Below are 13991 nucleotides of genomic sequence, written 5' to 3' on the forward strand. Positions count from 1 at the left end.
GTGCCCGCACGGGCTTGGGCTCAGGCCGTCATGCGGGTGACCTGACGGGTGGGCAGGTGGACCCGTAGGACGTCTTCATGGCCGGGCGGGTCCACCGCCGCGAGCCGGTTGAGTGCGGCAGCCAGCTCTTGGTCGGCGAACACCGTGTCTGTCAGCTCTGCCTCTCGCGCCGGTACAGGGACGGCGCTGGTACGGGTGTGCCGCAGGTCCGGCATGTCCTCGGTGCTGGCGAGGGCTGCGATGAACGGGCTCCAGGTGAGGCCTCCCGCCGCCCTCCGCTCCGTCGGCGTGAAGTAGGCCGCCACCGGCGCTGCGGCGCCCTCGTCCTCTGCTGTTACGAAGGCGATGACCCGGTCGACCACGGCCTGGCGCAGCTTCTCTTCGGTGACCGTGAGGACCTCGATGGTCAGTGCCTCCAGGGACTTGAGCGGGAGGTGGGTGAGTGCCTCGCGAACCAGTGGTGCGGTCGGAGTGGCAAGCGCTGCGGCCAGATCGCGGGGCTTCATGGGAGTGGGTGTTCCTCTCTCTCGGCGGGCTCGGTGTCCGATGGTGGGCTCTACAGCTCCAGCAACATCAATAATAGTGAATTCTTCTGGGATGTGAACCCGCCTCTGAACTGCGACTTTGATGAAACGTCACTACGTATCCATCGCAACTGCGCGCGCAGTCATGCGGCGAGGGTCTCAACGCACGGTGCGCTTGCGCGAGGTTGATCCGACGGGAGGGGGAGCGGCGCCGGGCGCACGGTGCCCGGGTCGCCCTCCCTGATCCGCCCGCACGTCTTGAGTTTGCCGACGTCGCCGCTGACGTCGGCTTCGATCGCGTCTGCTCCGTCGTCGGGCAGGATCTGCACGGCCACGACCTTGTTGCGGCTGCGGGTGGCGCCGACGACGATTCCGCGGCGTTCGGTGCCGGTGTCCGGACAGATCCAGGCCACCCATGAGGACGTGTTGAAGGGCGTGCTGCTGGGATGCGGGACAGGGTCTGCGGCGCGCTGGCGGCGGAGTTTGTCCAGCAGGCTGGGACCGGCCTTGATTTTCGTGAGGTCGACGACGGCGCCGCGGTCGTTGACGGCCCGGCGGAACCGGTCGTCGGCGAGAACCTGGTCGCGGGTGGCGCCAAGGGCGCCGGCCCACTCGGCGCGGACGGCGCCGAGGTCGGACCCGGTGAGCAGTACGCGGCTGCGGTAGCGGCCCTGGCACAGGCTGATGCGGTTGTCCTCGATGTGCCACCGGAGCAGAACGCCGGTGGTGTCGAGCTGCTGGTACGCCCACTTCTTCAGGCGGCTGACGGCCTGGTCGGTGGCTTTCCGGAACCGGTACTGCTGGGTGTAGTTGAACGGGTCTTTCGGGTCGGGGATGCAGGTGATCCAGTGGGCGGCGCGCTGGGTGTGGCGGTCCCAGTCGCCGGGGAATCCCTCGGTCCAGGCAGCGTCTCGGGTGGTCTCGGGCAGTTCGGTGATGGTGCCGTCTTCGTCGATCCACGCGGACAGGATCAGCACGGTGACGGGTGTATGGCGGAGTTCCCACTCGGTGCCGTAGAAGTCCCCGGCCTCGGACGTGATGTGGACGCGGTCCCAGTCGGCTGACAGGGCGATCGAGCCGCTCCACCCGGCGGGTGCGTCGCAGACCTCCCACGCCTCGGCGGGCTCGGCGTCGGTCCAGGGAGCGCCCCTCTTGGAGCGGTCTCGGCAGCGGCAGACGGTGAACCCCGCACGGAGTTCGGCAATCAGCGGGTCATCCGGGCTGATGACCCTCCACGAATTCACGACGCAGCTCCCCTCGGGCCGTGTGCAGACAGGGCGGTGGCGCCCGGCGCCGGGCGCGGTGTGCGGGCGAGGCCGGGTTCGGCTACGCGCCCGGCGGCTGGTCGGCTCCGGGCGCACTGCCGGTGGCCTCGCGTCGGTGCTGCTCGGCCCTGGCCCGGGCGCCGAGTTGGGAGGGGGAGGTCGTAGACCAGCCACAGGAGCACGACGCCGTGGTGGAGCCGTCGTACATCTGCCCGCCTTTGCGTTCACGTCCCACCATGGTGTTTCCGGGGCGGTCGTAGGGGCGGTGCCATCCGGCGGGCTCACCGGTGCGGGTCATGTGCCGGGCCTCGTGCGCGCAGAGCAGTCGCAGGCCGGCGTCGGCCACGGCGGCTACCTGGAAGTGGTCCCACTGCGAACCCTCCAGCCGTCCGGCCAGGCCGGGGCCGGTGGTGCTGCGCAGCTCCAGGCGGCCGTCGGGCCAGACGCGGGCGGTGGCGCCGGGCATGCTCCAGCCGACCGATCCGTCACTGAGCCGGGGGATGCCGTTGCGTTTGTCCGGCGTCATCCGCGCGAGCAGCCGCACGGACACCATGGACGCCGACGGACGGCAGCGGTCGGCCGATTCCGGGGCGGCTTCGGCGATGGCCGCCAGCCACGCCGGGGCCAGCGGATACGCGTCCAGGTGGAAGGTGAGCAGAGCTGCGCGGGCGCGGCCGTTGCCGCACCGTACGGCGGCGCGGGTGAAGTCGCCGTGCCGGGTGTACCGGCATACGAGCACCGGGCCGCGGGCGGTGGTGAACCAGGCCCGTTGGCGGTCGGGGAGCGTGGACAGGTCTGCGGCATCCAGAGGGGTTCTTGCAGGAGACACGGCTGTTCTCCAATCGCGGGACAGACGACGAGGCGATACCGGCTGGGCGCGGCTGGTGAACCGGCGAACGTCGCACGCCGGGGCATCCCAGTTCAGGGGCGGTGAGCTTGCTGAACTCGGGTAACGCCACGGTGTGCGCGTGCGTGATACGCCGTCGGACCTGGTCGTCCGGGAGTGAGCGGGGGTTTCGGCTCCGGGTTCGCTGTGCTGTGAGCAACAACGGCAGGCAGACGCGCCCTGCGGCGTCGGCGGGGGAGCTTTGGCGCGCCGGGACGCTATGTCCGCGAGGCCGGCGCACAGGCAGGGACGGTCTCCCGCAGCGCCTTCACGTCGAACCTCGCCCGTGCGGGTGCCGCAGCACCCGCACGAACTGAGGGTCAGGTCGTCAGGCGGGTGACCTGGCGGCTGGGCAGGTGGACCCGCAAAAGGTCCCCGTGGGCAGGAGGGTCGAGAGCCGCAAGCCGGTTGAGTGCTTCGCTCAGATGAGGGTCGGCGAGGATCTCCTCGGCCAGGGCCGCCTCCTCCTCCGGCACGAACACCGCTGTGGTGTGGGTGTGGCTGAGGTCCGGGATGTCCTCGGTGCTGGCGAGTGCCGCGACGAACGGGCTCCACCCCAGATGCGTGCCCTCCGCCGTCCTGAACTCCGTCGGCGTGAAGTACGCGGCCACCGGCGCGCGACCCTCATCGGACCGTCCGGCGGTGAACGTGCTGACCCGGTCAACCACGACACGCTCCCACCCCGACCTGGTGGCCGCGAGGACCTCGATGATGAGCTCGTCCAGGGCATGCGGCGGCATGTGGTGCAGCGCATCTCGCACCGTCGACGTGGTCGGCGTGGCCAGGAGTCCAGACAGTTCGAGGGACTTCATCAGAGGTGTCCTTCCGTGTTCGGTGGCGGCTCATGACGCACCGCTCGGCTTGCTGGCGGGATTAACGCGGCGCCAACAAGTTCAATAATAGTGCTTTATTTGTGAGCGTAAACCCACCCCTGAGCTGCGGGTTCGTCGCACGTGGACAGGTCAGCGTCGGTGAGCGGGGGCATGGGCTCGGACGCGGCAGCAGTCCTTTCGTGCGTGTCTAGGGCCGGGGGCGGGCGTGGCGGGCTCGGTGGTGCGGGGTGTCAGAAGGTGCAGGTTCCGGCGAGGGTGTGGCGGTCCGCAGTCGCGATGGTCGCGTTGCCCCGGACGCACAGGTCGCGGGTCCGGGCGAGATCGCGCCACCAGCGGGTGTTCGCGTCCCATGCGCTCTCGCCGACGATGAATCCGTAGAAGGTGCCGCCGTCGTACTTGCGGTACTGGTTCAGGCCCCAGGCGTGGTTGTCCTCGGCGGCAAGGGGTGAGGACAGTACGGCTTCGAAGACCGTGCGCACTGTGGTGGCGGCCCAGGAGTCGGCCGGGTGAGGGTCGGACTCGAAGAAAATGCCGCGTGCTTCGGGGTCGATGCCCTTGTGTGAGGCGATGGTGAGCGGGCGGGCGACGTCGTCGGGGATGACGGCGTACAGGCGGCCCATGCGGTCGGTGGTGACCGTGACGGCGTCCGGGGTGAGGACGGGCTCGGTGGCTGCGGCCATGGGGTATCCCTCCGGGGCGTACTGGGTGACTGGGTGGCCGGGTCTCAGGTGGGGAACTGCGCGAGAGCGACGGCCGCGGGGGTGATGACGTAGTGGCCCAGGGTGCGGAGTTCTGCGCACACGGCTGCCGCCGTGGACGTCGCTTCGTCTGCGGGAGTCGGCCGGACGTACGCTTCGATGTCGTTGTGCCAGGTGAACCCGCGTGCGGTGAGGGCCTGTTCGGTCTCGGCGGTGAGGTCCTCCGGCGCGCGGGGCGCGGCGACGACTCCGTGGTCGGGGTCGGGTGTGACCAGGTACATGGCGGGGCCTCCTGGCGCCGGTTCCCGCTGGCCTGCGCGGGAACCGGCGTTGTGGGTCAGATGACGGCGATGGTGGGGTCGGCTTCCAGCACGCCGAGCGCTGCGCGGATGGCGGCGCGGGTCTCGTCGCTGGGGCGGGAGTAGGGGAACTTGAGGGCGCGCACGGCGGTGTCGAGTTCGTCGTCGCTCAGCTGGTCGAGCTGCTGGCCGCTGCGGTACAGGGCCACGGCGGTGGCGGTGGCCACACGACTGCGGTTGTAGGTGGTGGCCTGCTCCGCCGTGAGGTCCGCACCGAATACGTCGCGGGCGGTCGGCGGTAGCGTCGGGGCGCCTGTGCTGAGCGCGCGGGCGGTCAGCCGGATCAGGGGCGGGAGCAGGGCGCGGAGCAGCGAGGTCAGCAAAGCAACTCCTGAGGCTGGAAGGGGAGAAGGGACCGGGGCTCTGCCTCTCGGCGTTCGGGCCGGGGTGCTCCCCGAACCCGTTACATAAATAATAGTGCATAATGCTGATGTGTGAACCCACCCCTGACCTGCGTGAATGCCGCCGGTGGTACGGGCCGGTGTGGGTCTGCGCAGGGGGTCAGAGCTGCGGGGCGTGAGCGGTCAGTGGTTCGGGTGCCTGCTGGGTGTAGATCCCTTCCAGGCCTGCAGGTGCGATCAGACCCCAGGTGAACGTCTCCTCGGCCGCGTAGAACTGGCCTCGGCGCCGGTGAGGGGGAGCGTAGGGGCGCAGGACTCCGAGGCCGTAGACCTCCAGCGTGCCGTCATGGAGCCCGGCCTCCTGCTCCCTGGTCATGTCCGGCCCGTACTTGTTGAACGTCTCGTCCGCGACCACGGCGAGCACGGGGCTGACGTCGTCCTCGTCGCGGCCGAGAAAGCTGCGCCAGTGCGCGATGTCGGCCACTGCGTCGGCACGCCTGGAGCGGGTGTTCACGTAGCAGACCCGGTCACGGTGGTCGGGGTACTCGTCCGGGTCGAACAGCCACGCCTCGACCTGGTCCTCTGCGTACGTGCCGCAGCCGTTGTGGCGGCGGCGCAGGAATCCGAACGGCTCGCCGTCCACGGGGACGGGGTGCCGCTGCGTGCACCACTTGCAGGTGATGCCGACGTGGCGCAGGAAGCGCTGCAGGCGGGGGAAGCGCGCGAAGCGAGTGCCGCAGTTGCAGCAGGTGTATACCTCCCACTTGGACGGGTCGGCGACCGTGTCGTGACGACAACGGGGGCACTGGTAGGCCTTGTTGCTGTACCAGTCGATGACTGGTGAGATTCCGGGCATGGCGACTCCCTGGTCTGGAAGGGGCGGGGGGGGCGGTGAACCGAGGGCTGGGACGCCGGGTGATCGCGCGTCAGTGCTCAACGAAGGCGGCCAGCATGGCGACGATCCCCCGAGCGTGGCCGGACACTTCGACATTGACGTGTTCGCCCGACGGTCTGACGCCGATGCACACGCTGTCGGGCCGAACGGGGCCGTCGTGGCTGTCTGGCGGGCAGGGGCGTTGCCAGACCACCCGCGTGTAGCGGTAGTTCTCCTCGACGTGTGCGCCAGGGAGCGCGGCGGCCAGGGCCTCGGCCACGGCGCGGCGGTCGCGGGCCTCGGCCTGGGCTTGGGCGGTGAGCTCGGCGGTGAGCTGGGTGAGCTCGGCGTGCTGCGGGTAGAGGCGCCGGGTGATCTCCCGGGCGACGTGCCGGGCGCTGATCGCTGTGACGCCGATCTGCGGAGTCAGGACCTGGGAGTCATCCGGCAGGGCGGCATAGACCTTGAGGTGGGTGGGCTGGCTGTAGTCGTGCTGGCGCAGACTCAGGGCGCGCCCGTCGTCATCGATGATGACGCGGGACAGCATGTGGTCGTACTCGGGGGAGGGGGCGATGCGGCAGTGCGTGCCCAGTTCCGCGGCGACCTCGTCGGCGAATGCTGCGAACTGCTGCTGAGTGGTCAACTCCGTTGACATGGCGGGTTGTTCACTCCTTCAGACTCGTTCTGGAGTGCGGGCCCTGGGCCCCCGCGCGCCCCCGTATGGGCGCGCCGGATGCCGCGGAACGCGCGTGGGGCGTGGAGGGACAGGCTGACGAACATGCCGTCGGTGAGCGCATCGACGACCAGGACTGCGCTCACGAATCCGCTCCCTGCGGCTGGTCGCGGATGAGCGCGGCGATAGCGCGTGCCGACAGGACGTCACTGTGCTGGAGCAGGTCGGCGCATAAGGCCTGCCACATGCTGGCCGGGCGCGACGGGACGATCTGGTTGCTGGTGGCGGGGGCGATGGTCCAGCGGCGGCCGTACGGGTCGGTAACGGTGTACGTGAGCAGCTCGGGGCGGTCTCGGTTGCCGTTGTCCTCCCAGTCGAGGCCGGCGGCGGTGAGGGCTATGCCCAACTGGGCACAGCGGGAGAGGGTGATGTGGGCGAACGTGGCCACGACGTGTGCTCCTTCGTCCGGCGGTGGGGTGCGGCTGGCGCGGCGGATCGCTACGTGTAGTGGTGGCGAACCTTTCTGCGGGGGCGCCGGGATGTGCTGCTGTGCTGTTCGCGCTGCCGTTTCAGGTCCTGTCTGATCTGCTCGGCCGTTTCCGCCGCCTCGCGCCGCGCGGTCGCCTCGGCCTCCTCGCCGCTGGCGGCGTAGACGATCTCGACGCCTCCGTCTGCGTCGCGGGCGTCCCAGCGGATCTCCTCGCAGGCGGCGTTCAGTTCCTCCGGGTCCTCCGGAGCCTCATGGATTTTCCAGACTGTGAGGTCGGGGCCGGACCACCGTCCGATGACGAAGAAGGGGCGTTCCTCGGGCACTTTGTCCTCCTGGCGGCGGGGGCCGCGTGCGCGGGGGTCGGGGCGTGTGCAGGGCGAAGGGGGCGGGGAACGCTCCCCCTCTCGCTAAATCAATAATAGTGCATTCGTGCCGGGTGTGAACCCCCCTCTGATCTGCAATTCACCCCCGCGAGCCCGATGCGGGGAGGTCCGCGACCAAGACGGTTGCGTTGTCGGCGTAGCTCGCGCCGAGCAGGGCGGCGCCCACGAAAATCCTGGCAGCGCCCTTGGGGTTCCCCCTCAGGTAGTGCTCGAGGTCCCGGCCGGAGTCCTCCAGGGGTTCGTACGCGCCGTCGCTGGCGAGCAGTAGACGGCATGCTTCCGTCGGGCCGGTGGCGGACTCGATCGCCGCGTGCTTGTACCGGCCCTTGCACTCGTCGTCGGACTGCGTGGCACCTAGGTAGGACGTCACCACGTTGCGGCTGCCTTTGGAGACGCGCCGCTTGTTGTGGTCGGCGGTGAGGCACTGGAGGGTGCGACCGGCGGTGAGGGTGTAGGCGCGGACGTCGCCGCACCATGCGACGGTGAGGGGCCTTCCGGGGGCGGCGACGGCGACGGCCGCGCACGCGTTGGGCTGGTCCGCGTAGGGGCTTTTGCGCTCGGTCTCGGCGGCGTACCGGTCGTAGACGGCGCGGAGGCCGGTCTCGGCGTCACTGCTCCGTGCGGCGGCCCGGGCGATGCGGCGGGCGGCGGCGCGGGTCCAGGCCCGTACCTCGTCGCTGGAGCCGATCCCGTCGCACAGGACATACGCGCGGGCTCCGTCGTGGGTGTAGGTGGCGGTGGCATCGCACTGGTGGGACCGGTCGCCGATCAGCTGCGCGGACGCGTGGGCCATGGATGATCTCCTCAGGCGGGGACGGAGTCGTCGACTTGGGTGCAACCGGCTCGGCCGGGTGGCTACGGGCGCGGGAGGGGTGCCCCCTCCCGCAACATTAATAATAGTGCATTCTGGGAGGGTGTGAACCCACCCCTGAACTGCGAACTTACGGCTGTGCCCCCGCCGCCGCTTCCAGCGCAGGGCGTTGTGCCCCGTGCTGGAGGATGTTGAGGGCGGGCGGTTCATGGTCCCGGTAGTCGGATACCACCACGTATCCACCCGGCACCGTGTCGAACCGGAGGCCCGTCCCCCAGTCCTCGGACACGTGGCGGGGGACGCGCTCGATGTCGTCGACTTCGACCTGAGCGGCCCAGCCGGTCACGTCGTGACCGAACTGCCGCTTCCAGATCCGGAGGATGGGAAAGAGCTGTCCGCAGTCATCGACCAGGGCAGCGGCGCGGGCCTGGCCGGGCGGCGGACATTCGGCGTAGGTGGGCGCGTCAGGGCGCGTGCGCTCTCCGAGCGTCATGAGCCAGCGCAGTTTCATGCCATCTCCATCAGTGCGGGGGTGGGCGTACCGGTCTGCGGGCGGCAGGTGCGCCGCTTCCGCTGCTGGGTGCGCAGGGATGCGGCTTCGGCCTCGGCGTTGCGGGCGCGCTCGTGTTCGCGGGCGGCTTCGGTGAGGCAGTAGGGGCCCAGCCACTCCTGGACGTCGACGTCGCGGGCCAACGATCCGTCCCGATCGGCGAGCATGAGCAACAAGACCGGGTGAGGCTGGGCGGTGAACCAGCGCGCGACGGTCCACCATGCGGTCACGGCGGCGCGCAGCGCGGGCCGGGAGGCGCGGGCCTGGCCTTCCAGGCGGGAGGCCTCGCCGCGGTGGTAGTCGGCCGACCATATGAGGAACCGCAGCATTGCGGGGGTGTCGCGCGCGCGGGCGGCGGCGCAGATCTGGGGGAAGTCAGCGTGCTGCTCGATGTGTTCGGCGCAGGCGCGCAGTACGGCGGTGAGCGTCTGCGCTGTCTTGGGCGACGGCTCGTGTCCGGCGGCGGACTCCATCGGGTACACGGACACCTGGGGGCGGTCGGTGGGCGCGTCACGGTAGAGGGTGAGACTGCCCCGGTAGCCGGTGCGGCTGCGGGCGAGCCGCGGGAGTGTCTCGGCAGGCGCGGGCTCGGCCTCCTGGAAGACGTTGACGGGGCCGAGACAGGCGCGGACGGCGGTGAACTGGTCCCAGTGCCGTGGGTGGTGGGTACCGGTGACATGGACGCTCCCACGCATCGCTCCGCCAAGGTCGAACACGACGGAATCGTTCTCACGGGTGCGGGCGGTGGCGTGCACGGCGCCGGCGGGCGTCTCGACAGTCAGACTCACGTTCATGCGTGGCTGCTCCTCGTACTGGTGGCGAGGGGTGACAGGGCAGTGCCGCCCCCGGTGCGGCCCGGCCACTGCGCCGGGCCGCACCAGGCGGTGACGGTCAGTACAGGTCGCTCACGTGGAGAGCTACGGCGTTCGCGATGTCCTCGGGGCTGCTGTTCGCGTTGACGTGCGGCAGGTGCCGGACATCACCGATCACGTCGTTGCGCAGGAAGACGTCTCCGGCCTCGCACACGCCGATGGTGAACACGTCCTGGTGGGCGTTGCGAAGGTGTCCGGTGCGTCCTCCGGGACCTGCGGCGGCGCCCCATTGATCGCCGAGCTGCTCGACGGCCTTCTGCGCGACGGTGTGCAGCTGGTTTCCGAGGATGGGTGTGTCTTCGGTGAAGGGGGCGTGCGCCCAGTCGAACGTGTGCGGGTCGTTGGAGTGCATGCCTGCTCCTTGGTGGGTGGCGGTGGGTGCTGTGGTCTCTGCGGGCTCGACGAAGGGGAAGGGCGGGCGCGGAGAGACAAGGGGGCGGCCAGTGACGATGTGGCCGGGGCCGTGCGCCTTCCCCTCGGGGGAGGTGAGGGAAGGCGCACGGGGCTTGTGGGCGGCTATACCTGTGGGGCGTATTCCCAGCAGGTGCGCCGGTGCTGTTGCCGTCGGCCCGTGAGCGTTTCAGGCACGGGTGTTCTTTTCGTCCGTGCCGGACGGCTTGATCAGGGTCGGGGCGGGGAGGACTTCGCGGTCTACGGCGCAGATGCCGGGGCACGGGATGACGGCGTCTTGGAGGGCGGCGGTGTCCATCGGATTCAGCCATCCGTGCTCCACGGTCCAGCCGTACGCGCGGGGGCGGGGCTCGGCGGACGTAGTGGCTATCAGCGCGGCATCATCGACGGTGCTGCCCTCCAGCGCGAACACGAGCAGCATGACGAGTGTGGAGTAGCCATCAGGGTCCAGAACGGCCATGCGCATGGGGTGGGTGGAAAGGGAAAGGTCGGCTGAGTGGGAGAGCTGAGTGCTGTCCTTGCGTATGGCCGCGATGCTCAGCGTGTGTTGGCCGGGGCCGATTGCCTGGAACACGGAGGCGAGTACGGCCAGCGCGCGATCCATGGCGGCCTGGATGGAAGCCTCGTCGGGCTCGATGAGTTCGGGGCGTGCGGGCATGGCGGATCGCTCCTTGGCGAGAGGTGAGCAGCAAAAGGCCGGCGGGGCCCGCTCGGGGGCGGTGGGCGGTGCGGCGCGCAGCATCGGGCGTAGCGGGTTTCGCGGCGAGCGCTTCGCGCTTGGGGTCTGTGGGGCCGTGCGGGCCGGGCCGGGGAGTTTCCCGACCCGCACGGGGTCTGTGTGCCGCGTACGGCGCCCCGTGGAGCGTTCCGCGCTCCGGGGGCCCGTGTGGGCCGGGCAGGGGGTCCCGACCCACACGGGGGCTTGTGGGTCGCCGAGTTCGGCGACTACTGCGAATGCTCGGGGTGCTGGGCCCGTGCGGGCCGGGTGTCGGGGTCACCCGGCCCGCTCGGGGTCTGTCAGCCGTGTGCGGCGGCTGCGGTGAGGGCGGGCAGCGCGAGCGCTTCCAGGGCGGCGGCCTGGTCGGCGTCGGCGAGGGTCTGCGCGGCCGACGTGACGGCCTGCATCACGCCTCCGGCCGTCATCTGCCCACCCCGCACGAAGTGGGAAAGGATCGTCTCCTTCGTCTCCTTGCTGATCTTCAGCGCGGTCGTGACGTGCTCGATGGTCTTGGTCGGCTCGGCCACGGGCTTACCGGCTGCGGCCTGGATCTCGCGGAGCTTCGCCTCGACGTAGTCCCGCGAAAGGAACGTCTTCACTGCGTCGGCGGTCTTGGACGTGATGACCTCCAGCTCCTTACGCTGGGTCTCCACCGACCAGGACACGACACCCTCAGCGTGCTTGGCACCGACGTGCACGGCACGCATCACGTCCATGGGCATCGTCAGGCCGTTGGTGCACACCTGCATGGTCACGCGCGGGGTGACCGACCATGCCCCGGCCCCTACTTCGCTGTTCGTGATGACGAACCCGGCCGACACCATCGGGAGTTGGTCACCGCTGCGCCCGTCGAACGGGGACCGGTAGCCGCTGAGAAGCTCGGGCGCCATGACGGCGACCGCTTCGGACTCGACGCGCACATACATGCGGCGGTCGGTGAGGTCGCACCCCGTGACCTTGGTCGGGTGCCCGGCCTTCTGCACGCCCTCCAGGGCAGCGAACAGGATGTCAAGGTTGTCCATGACCTTGTAGCTGTCGGACATCAGCGCGCGGGCCACGCCTTCGGCAGGCGCGGCGCCGGGGGCGCTGTCGCCCCGCAGCGCACGGAGCATGAACCGGCGGTTGGGGTCCTGGCGGAGCCACGCGTTGACGTTCTCGTCCAGGAGCGGAACGTTCTTTTCGCGCATGAGGCGCAGGTAGCCAACCGGGATCTTCAGCTTCTCCGCGATGCCCTCGTCCGCTACGGCGGTGGGGCGGTAGGTCCCGTCAACGCTGCTGACCCCGTTGGGCGTGATCTGCTGCTCTATGCCCTCGACCTGGACGTTACCGTCCCGGAACGACAGGGCAGACGCGGACGTGACGACGTCCAACTTCCGCTCCCGGTGGTCCTCCAGGATGGTGACCAGGTCCCGGAGATCGGCGTTCCGGGCGCCTCGCGGGGCTGCTGCCGTGGCGCGCTCTGCGTACTGCTGAGTCATGCGATGTTCCCCTTCGCTGTTGGCTTCTGCGGTTCGGGGGGCGGGGCCACCGCCCCCCGAACAACTTCAACAATAGTGCAAATCAGGGGTGAGTAAACCCACCCCTGACCTGCGGCTTCTCCTAGTCCCCGTCCATACCCAGGAAGGACACGATGGCCTCACCCCAGTGGAAGTGCTCGAAGAACGCGAGCGGCACGAGCGCGAACACCCCGGCCAACAGGTAGTCATCCGCCTTGGCCCACGCGCGGACGGCCGTGCGGCGCACGGTCCGGCGCCAGGTGATCTCTACCGTGACCTCGCACCCGAACACGCTCGGGTGAAACTCGCGGTGGATCCGCCCCAACTTCCCGCCGGGACGCGACACGTGCACGTGGTGCGCGCCCGAACGGTGCTGAGTGATCCGTTCGAACTTCCATGCCAGTCCGGCCGCGTCGCCCGACTGCCCGTACAGCTTCCGGCCCGCCTCAACCTCTCGGCCGGTCGCACACGAAATGAGCTTCATGATCGTTTTCCCCTTTACCGATCACGGGTTCTGATTCTGCGTGGACTTGCCGGGGGAGTGACGGGTCTGTCCGTCACTCCCCCGGAGTGACGGGCTAGCTCAGGAAACCGCGCGATTCGAGGAACTGGCCCATGATGTGGGCGATTCCCTGCGGCTTGTAGATCTGCGGGAAGTGGCGCATTTCCACTTCGGTCTGTCCGTCTTCGTTCGGCTCGGGAAGCTGGTGGACGAGCCGGTAAGCACTGTCGCCGGTCGGCATTTCCAGGACAACCGGTCCGCGATTGGTGTTGACGCGAATCCCCGTGTACTTGTCGTCGACGTTGTGGATGATATCGGCCCCCGCGCGCCGAACGGAAAGCGGAAGGAAGTTCGCGACTTTGCGGGCCTGAATGGCAAGCCCGGTCATCGGAGCGTCCGCTCCGCGTACGCGGCTGACAATGCCGTCCGAAATCTTGATTTCCACGGTTTCCCCTTCGTTGATCCTTGCGGTTTCCGGGGGTCGCCTCCCCCAGGACTCAAATAATAGTGCATGTTGAGTTGGGATGGAACCCCTCTGTTGTGCCCGATGTTGCGTACCGGGTTGCGTTCTAACGTTGCGTTAGATGTTGCGTTCAAGGTTGCGCGACCAATCGGCCGGCTTCGACAAAACCGCAGGTCAGAGGCCATGTTGGGTTTGGTCGGATTGCTGACATCCCCTCAGCAGCCACAATCCCGCACAGAAAGAAGAAAGAGAAGGAAAGGGGGGGGGGGTGTGGTCGGGCGGCGGCGTCGGGGATGGGGCTTGTCTGGTGGGTGGTTGCGCGGCGGGCGGTGCCGCCGCGCTCGTGCGGGTGGGGGGTGTGTCAGGCGCTCGTGTAGGGGCGCCTGACACTCTGGTGGGTGGTGGGTGCCCGGAGGGCATCCCCGGTCCTCTCACCCCCTCCTGACGATTCCTCACCGGGCGCCGCCTTTGCGGGGGTTGAGCCCGGAGGGCTCAACTCTCCCCGGATTTCCGTGATTTAATGGTTCCACGGAATTCCGTGAATTCCATTTCCCCTCGTGGTCGGGAATTCGGAGAATCCCGGCCACCCCACCGGGAGGTGCCCGGAGGGCCCATCCCGCCCCCCGGCACTCATAAACTGGCCTGACACCCCCTCAAAACCCATACCGGAAACCTCAACCCCCCACCCTCACAACGCTTTTCGTGCCGGAGGCACGCAGCTTTATGGAATATGGCCGGAGGCCAATTCCATAAAGCACCCGCCGGAGGCGAGGCAATTCGCGCGGGGACGCGCGAAACGGAGCGTAGCGGAGTATTCGGCTTCCGGAGGAAGAGCGAAGCGG

The 13991-nt window shown here is 69.1% G+C and carries 19 protein-coding genes; all 19 read right to left on the reverse strand.

The features are described from left to right. Positions 1-20: 20 nt before the first annotated feature. Positions 21-506, reverse strand: a complete 486-nt coding sequence (locus ACIBLC_RS38210) for a hypothetical protein (RefSeq protein ID WP_399216080.1) — start codon at positions 504-506, stop codon at positions 21-23. 161 nt (positions 507-667) lie between these two features. Continuing rightward, positions 668-1768: a hypothetical protein gene (locus tag ACIBLC_RS38215; RefSeq protein ID WP_399216081.1), complete on the reverse strand. Its 1101-nt coding sequence runs from the start codon at positions 1766-1768 to the stop codon at positions 668-670. A gap of 82 nt (positions 1769-1850) precedes the next feature. After that, the gene (locus tag ACIBLC_RS38220) at positions 1851-2618 is read right to left on the reverse strand and encodes a hypothetical protein (protein WP_399216082.1); all 768 of its coding nucleotides are present in this window, start codon (positions 2616-2618) and stop codon (positions 1851-1853) included. 377 nt (positions 2619-2995) lie between these two features. Then, positions 2996-3487: a hypothetical protein gene (locus ACIBLC_RS38225; protein ID WP_399216083.1), complete on the reverse strand. Its 492-nt coding sequence runs from the start codon at positions 3485-3487 to the stop codon at positions 2996-2998. A gap of 251 nt (positions 3488-3738) precedes the next feature. Continuing rightward, positions 3739-4188: a hypothetical protein gene (locus tag ACIBLC_RS38230; RefSeq protein ID WP_399216084.1), complete on the reverse strand. Its 450-nt coding sequence runs from the start codon at positions 4186-4188 to the stop codon at positions 3739-3741. 44 nt (positions 4189-4232) lie between these two features. Continuing rightward, a complete protein-coding gene (locus ACIBLC_RS38235; RefSeq protein WP_399216085.1) occupies positions 4233-4487 on the reverse strand; it encodes a hypothetical protein in 255 nt (84 codons plus the stop codon). Positions 4488-4543: 56 nt separating this feature from the next. Beyond that, complete coding sequence (locus tag ACIBLC_RS38240) at positions 4544-4888, reverse strand: hypothetical protein (RefSeq protein WP_399216086.1); 345 nt, start codon at positions 4886-4888, stop codon at positions 4544-4546. Positions 4889-5066: 178 nt separating this feature from the next. After that, positions 5067-5762 (reverse strand): hypothetical protein, encoded by a 696-nt coding sequence (locus tag ACIBLC_RS38245; protein ID WP_399216087.1) that lies wholly within the window; start codon positions 5760-5762, stop codon positions 5067-5069. Between the two features lie 70 nt (positions 5763-5832). Next, positions 5833-6435: a hypothetical protein gene (locus ACIBLC_RS38250; protein WP_399216088.1), complete on the reverse strand. Its 603-nt coding sequence runs from the start codon at positions 6433-6435 to the stop codon at positions 5833-5835. A gap of 160 nt (positions 6436-6595) precedes the next feature. After that, positions 6596-6901: a hypothetical protein gene (locus tag ACIBLC_RS38255; protein ID WP_399216089.1), complete on the reverse strand. Its 306-nt coding sequence runs from the start codon at positions 6899-6901 to the stop codon at positions 6596-6598. Positions 6902-6951: 50 nt separating this feature from the next. Beyond that, entirely contained in the window at positions 6952-7266 is a 315-nt protein-coding gene (locus ACIBLC_RS38260) for a hypothetical protein (protein WP_399216090.1), read from the reverse strand. Positions 7267-7405: 139 nt separating this feature from the next. Beyond that, positions 7406-8119 (reverse strand): protein phosphatase 2C domain-containing protein, encoded by a 714-nt coding sequence (locus ACIBLC_RS38265; RefSeq protein ID WP_399216091.1) that lies wholly within the window; start codon positions 8117-8119, stop codon positions 7406-7408. 148 nt (positions 8120-8267) lie between these two features. Next, positions 8268-8648 carry a hypothetical protein gene (locus ACIBLC_RS38270; RefSeq protein ID WP_399216092.1) on the reverse strand — a complete coding sequence of 127 codons (381 nt, stop codon included), beginning with the start codon at positions 8646-8648 and terminating at the stop codon, positions 8268-8270. Next, positions 8645-9481, reverse strand: coding sequence for a hypothetical protein (locus ACIBLC_RS38275; RefSeq protein WP_399216093.1), 837 nt, complete (start codon positions 9479-9481; stop codon positions 8645-8647). The genes ACIBLC_RS38270 and ACIBLC_RS38275 overlap by 4 nt, the downstream gene beginning before the upstream one ends. A 97-nt stretch (positions 9482-9578) precedes the next feature. After that, positions 9579-9911 (reverse strand): hypothetical protein, encoded by a 333-nt coding sequence (locus ACIBLC_RS38280; RefSeq protein WP_399216094.1) that lies wholly within the window; start codon positions 9909-9911, stop codon positions 9579-9581. A 228-nt stretch (positions 9912-10139) separates the two neighbouring features. Further along, on the reverse strand, positions 10140-10628 hold the full coding sequence (locus tag ACIBLC_RS38285; RefSeq protein ID WP_399216095.1) for a hypothetical protein: 489 nt from the start codon (positions 10626-10628) through the stop codon (positions 10140-10142). Between the two features lie 359 nt (positions 10629-10987). Further along, the gene (locus ACIBLC_RS38290) at positions 10988-12166 is read right to left on the reverse strand and encodes a DUF932 domain-containing protein (protein WP_399216096.1); all 1179 of its coding nucleotides are present in this window, start codon (positions 12164-12166) and stop codon (positions 10988-10990) included. A 121-nt stretch (positions 12167-12287) separates the two neighbouring features. Further along, positions 12288-12668 carry a hypothetical protein gene (locus tag ACIBLC_RS38295; RefSeq protein WP_399216097.1) on the reverse strand — a complete coding sequence of 127 codons (381 nt, stop codon included), beginning with the start codon at positions 12666-12668 and terminating at the stop codon, positions 12288-12290. Positions 12669-12762: 94 nt separating this feature from the next. Continuing rightward, complete coding sequence (locus ACIBLC_RS38300; protein WP_399216098.1) at positions 12763-13131, reverse strand: hypothetical protein; 369 nt, start codon at positions 13129-13131, stop codon at positions 12763-12765. Positions 13132-13991: the final 860 nt, after the last annotated feature.

The organism is Streptomyces sp. NPDC050535 (assembly GCF_044457665.1).
In the GTDB taxonomy this organism is placed as follows: Bacteria; Actinomycetota; Actinomycetes; order Streptomycetales; family Streptomycetaceae; genus Streptomyces.

What these genes read in the sequence shown, in the direction of transcription:
- ACIBLC_RS38210 (WP_399216080.1), bottom strand. Translation starts at nt 506, where the DNA reads ATGAAGCCCCGCGATCTGGCCGCAGCGCTTGCCACTCCGACCGCACCA.
- ACIBLC_RS38225 (WP_399216083.1), bottom strand. Translation starts at nt 3,487, where the DNA reads ATGAAGTCCCTCGAACTGTCTGGACTCCTGGCCACGCCGACCACGTCG.
- ACIBLC_RS38230 (WP_399216084.1), bottom strand. Translation starts at nt 4,188, where the DNA reads ATGGCCGCAGCCACCGAGCCCGTCCTCACCCCGGACGCCGTCACGGTC.
- ACIBLC_RS38235 (WP_399216085.1), bottom strand. Translation starts at nt 4,487, where the DNA reads ATGTACCTGGTCACACCCGACCCCGACCACGGAGTCGTCGCCGCGCCC.
- ACIBLC_RS38245 (WP_399216087.1), bottom strand. Translation starts at nt 5,762, where the DNA reads ATGCCCGGAATCTCACCAGTCATCGACTGGTACAGCAACAAGGCCTAC.
- ACIBLC_RS38250 (WP_399216088.1), bottom strand. Translation starts at nt 6,435, where the DNA reads ATGTCAACGGAGTTGACCACTCAGCAGCAGTTCGCAGCATTCGCCGAC.
- ACIBLC_RS38265 (WP_399216091.1), bottom strand. Translation starts at nt 8,119, where the DNA reads ATGGCCCACGCGTCCGCGCAGCTGATCGGCGACCGGTCCCACCAGTGC.
- ACIBLC_RS38270 (WP_399216092.1), bottom strand. Translation starts at nt 8,648, where the DNA reads ATGAAACTGCGCTGGCTCATGACGCTCGGAGAGCGCACGCGCCCTGAC.
- ACIBLC_RS38275 (WP_399216093.1), bottom strand. Translation starts at nt 9,481, where the DNA reads ATGAACGTGAGTCTGACTGTCGAGACGCCCGCCGGCGCCGTGCACGCC.
- ACIBLC_RS38280 (WP_399216094.1), bottom strand. Translation starts at nt 9,911, where the DNA reads ATGCACTCCAACGACCCGCACACGTTCGACTGGGCGCACGCCCCCTTC.
- ACIBLC_RS38285 (WP_399216095.1), bottom strand. Translation starts at nt 10,628, where the DNA reads ATGCCCGCACGCCCCGAACTCATCGAGCCCGACGAGGCTTCCATCCAG.
- ACIBLC_RS38290 (WP_399216096.1), bottom strand. Translation starts at nt 12,166, where the DNA reads ATGACTCAGCAGTACGCAGAGCGCGCCACGGCAGCAGCCCCGCGAGGC.
- ACIBLC_RS38295 (WP_399216097.1), bottom strand. Translation starts at nt 12,668, where the DNA reads ATGAAGCTCATTTCGTGTGCGACCGGCCGAGAGGTTGAGGCGGGCCGG.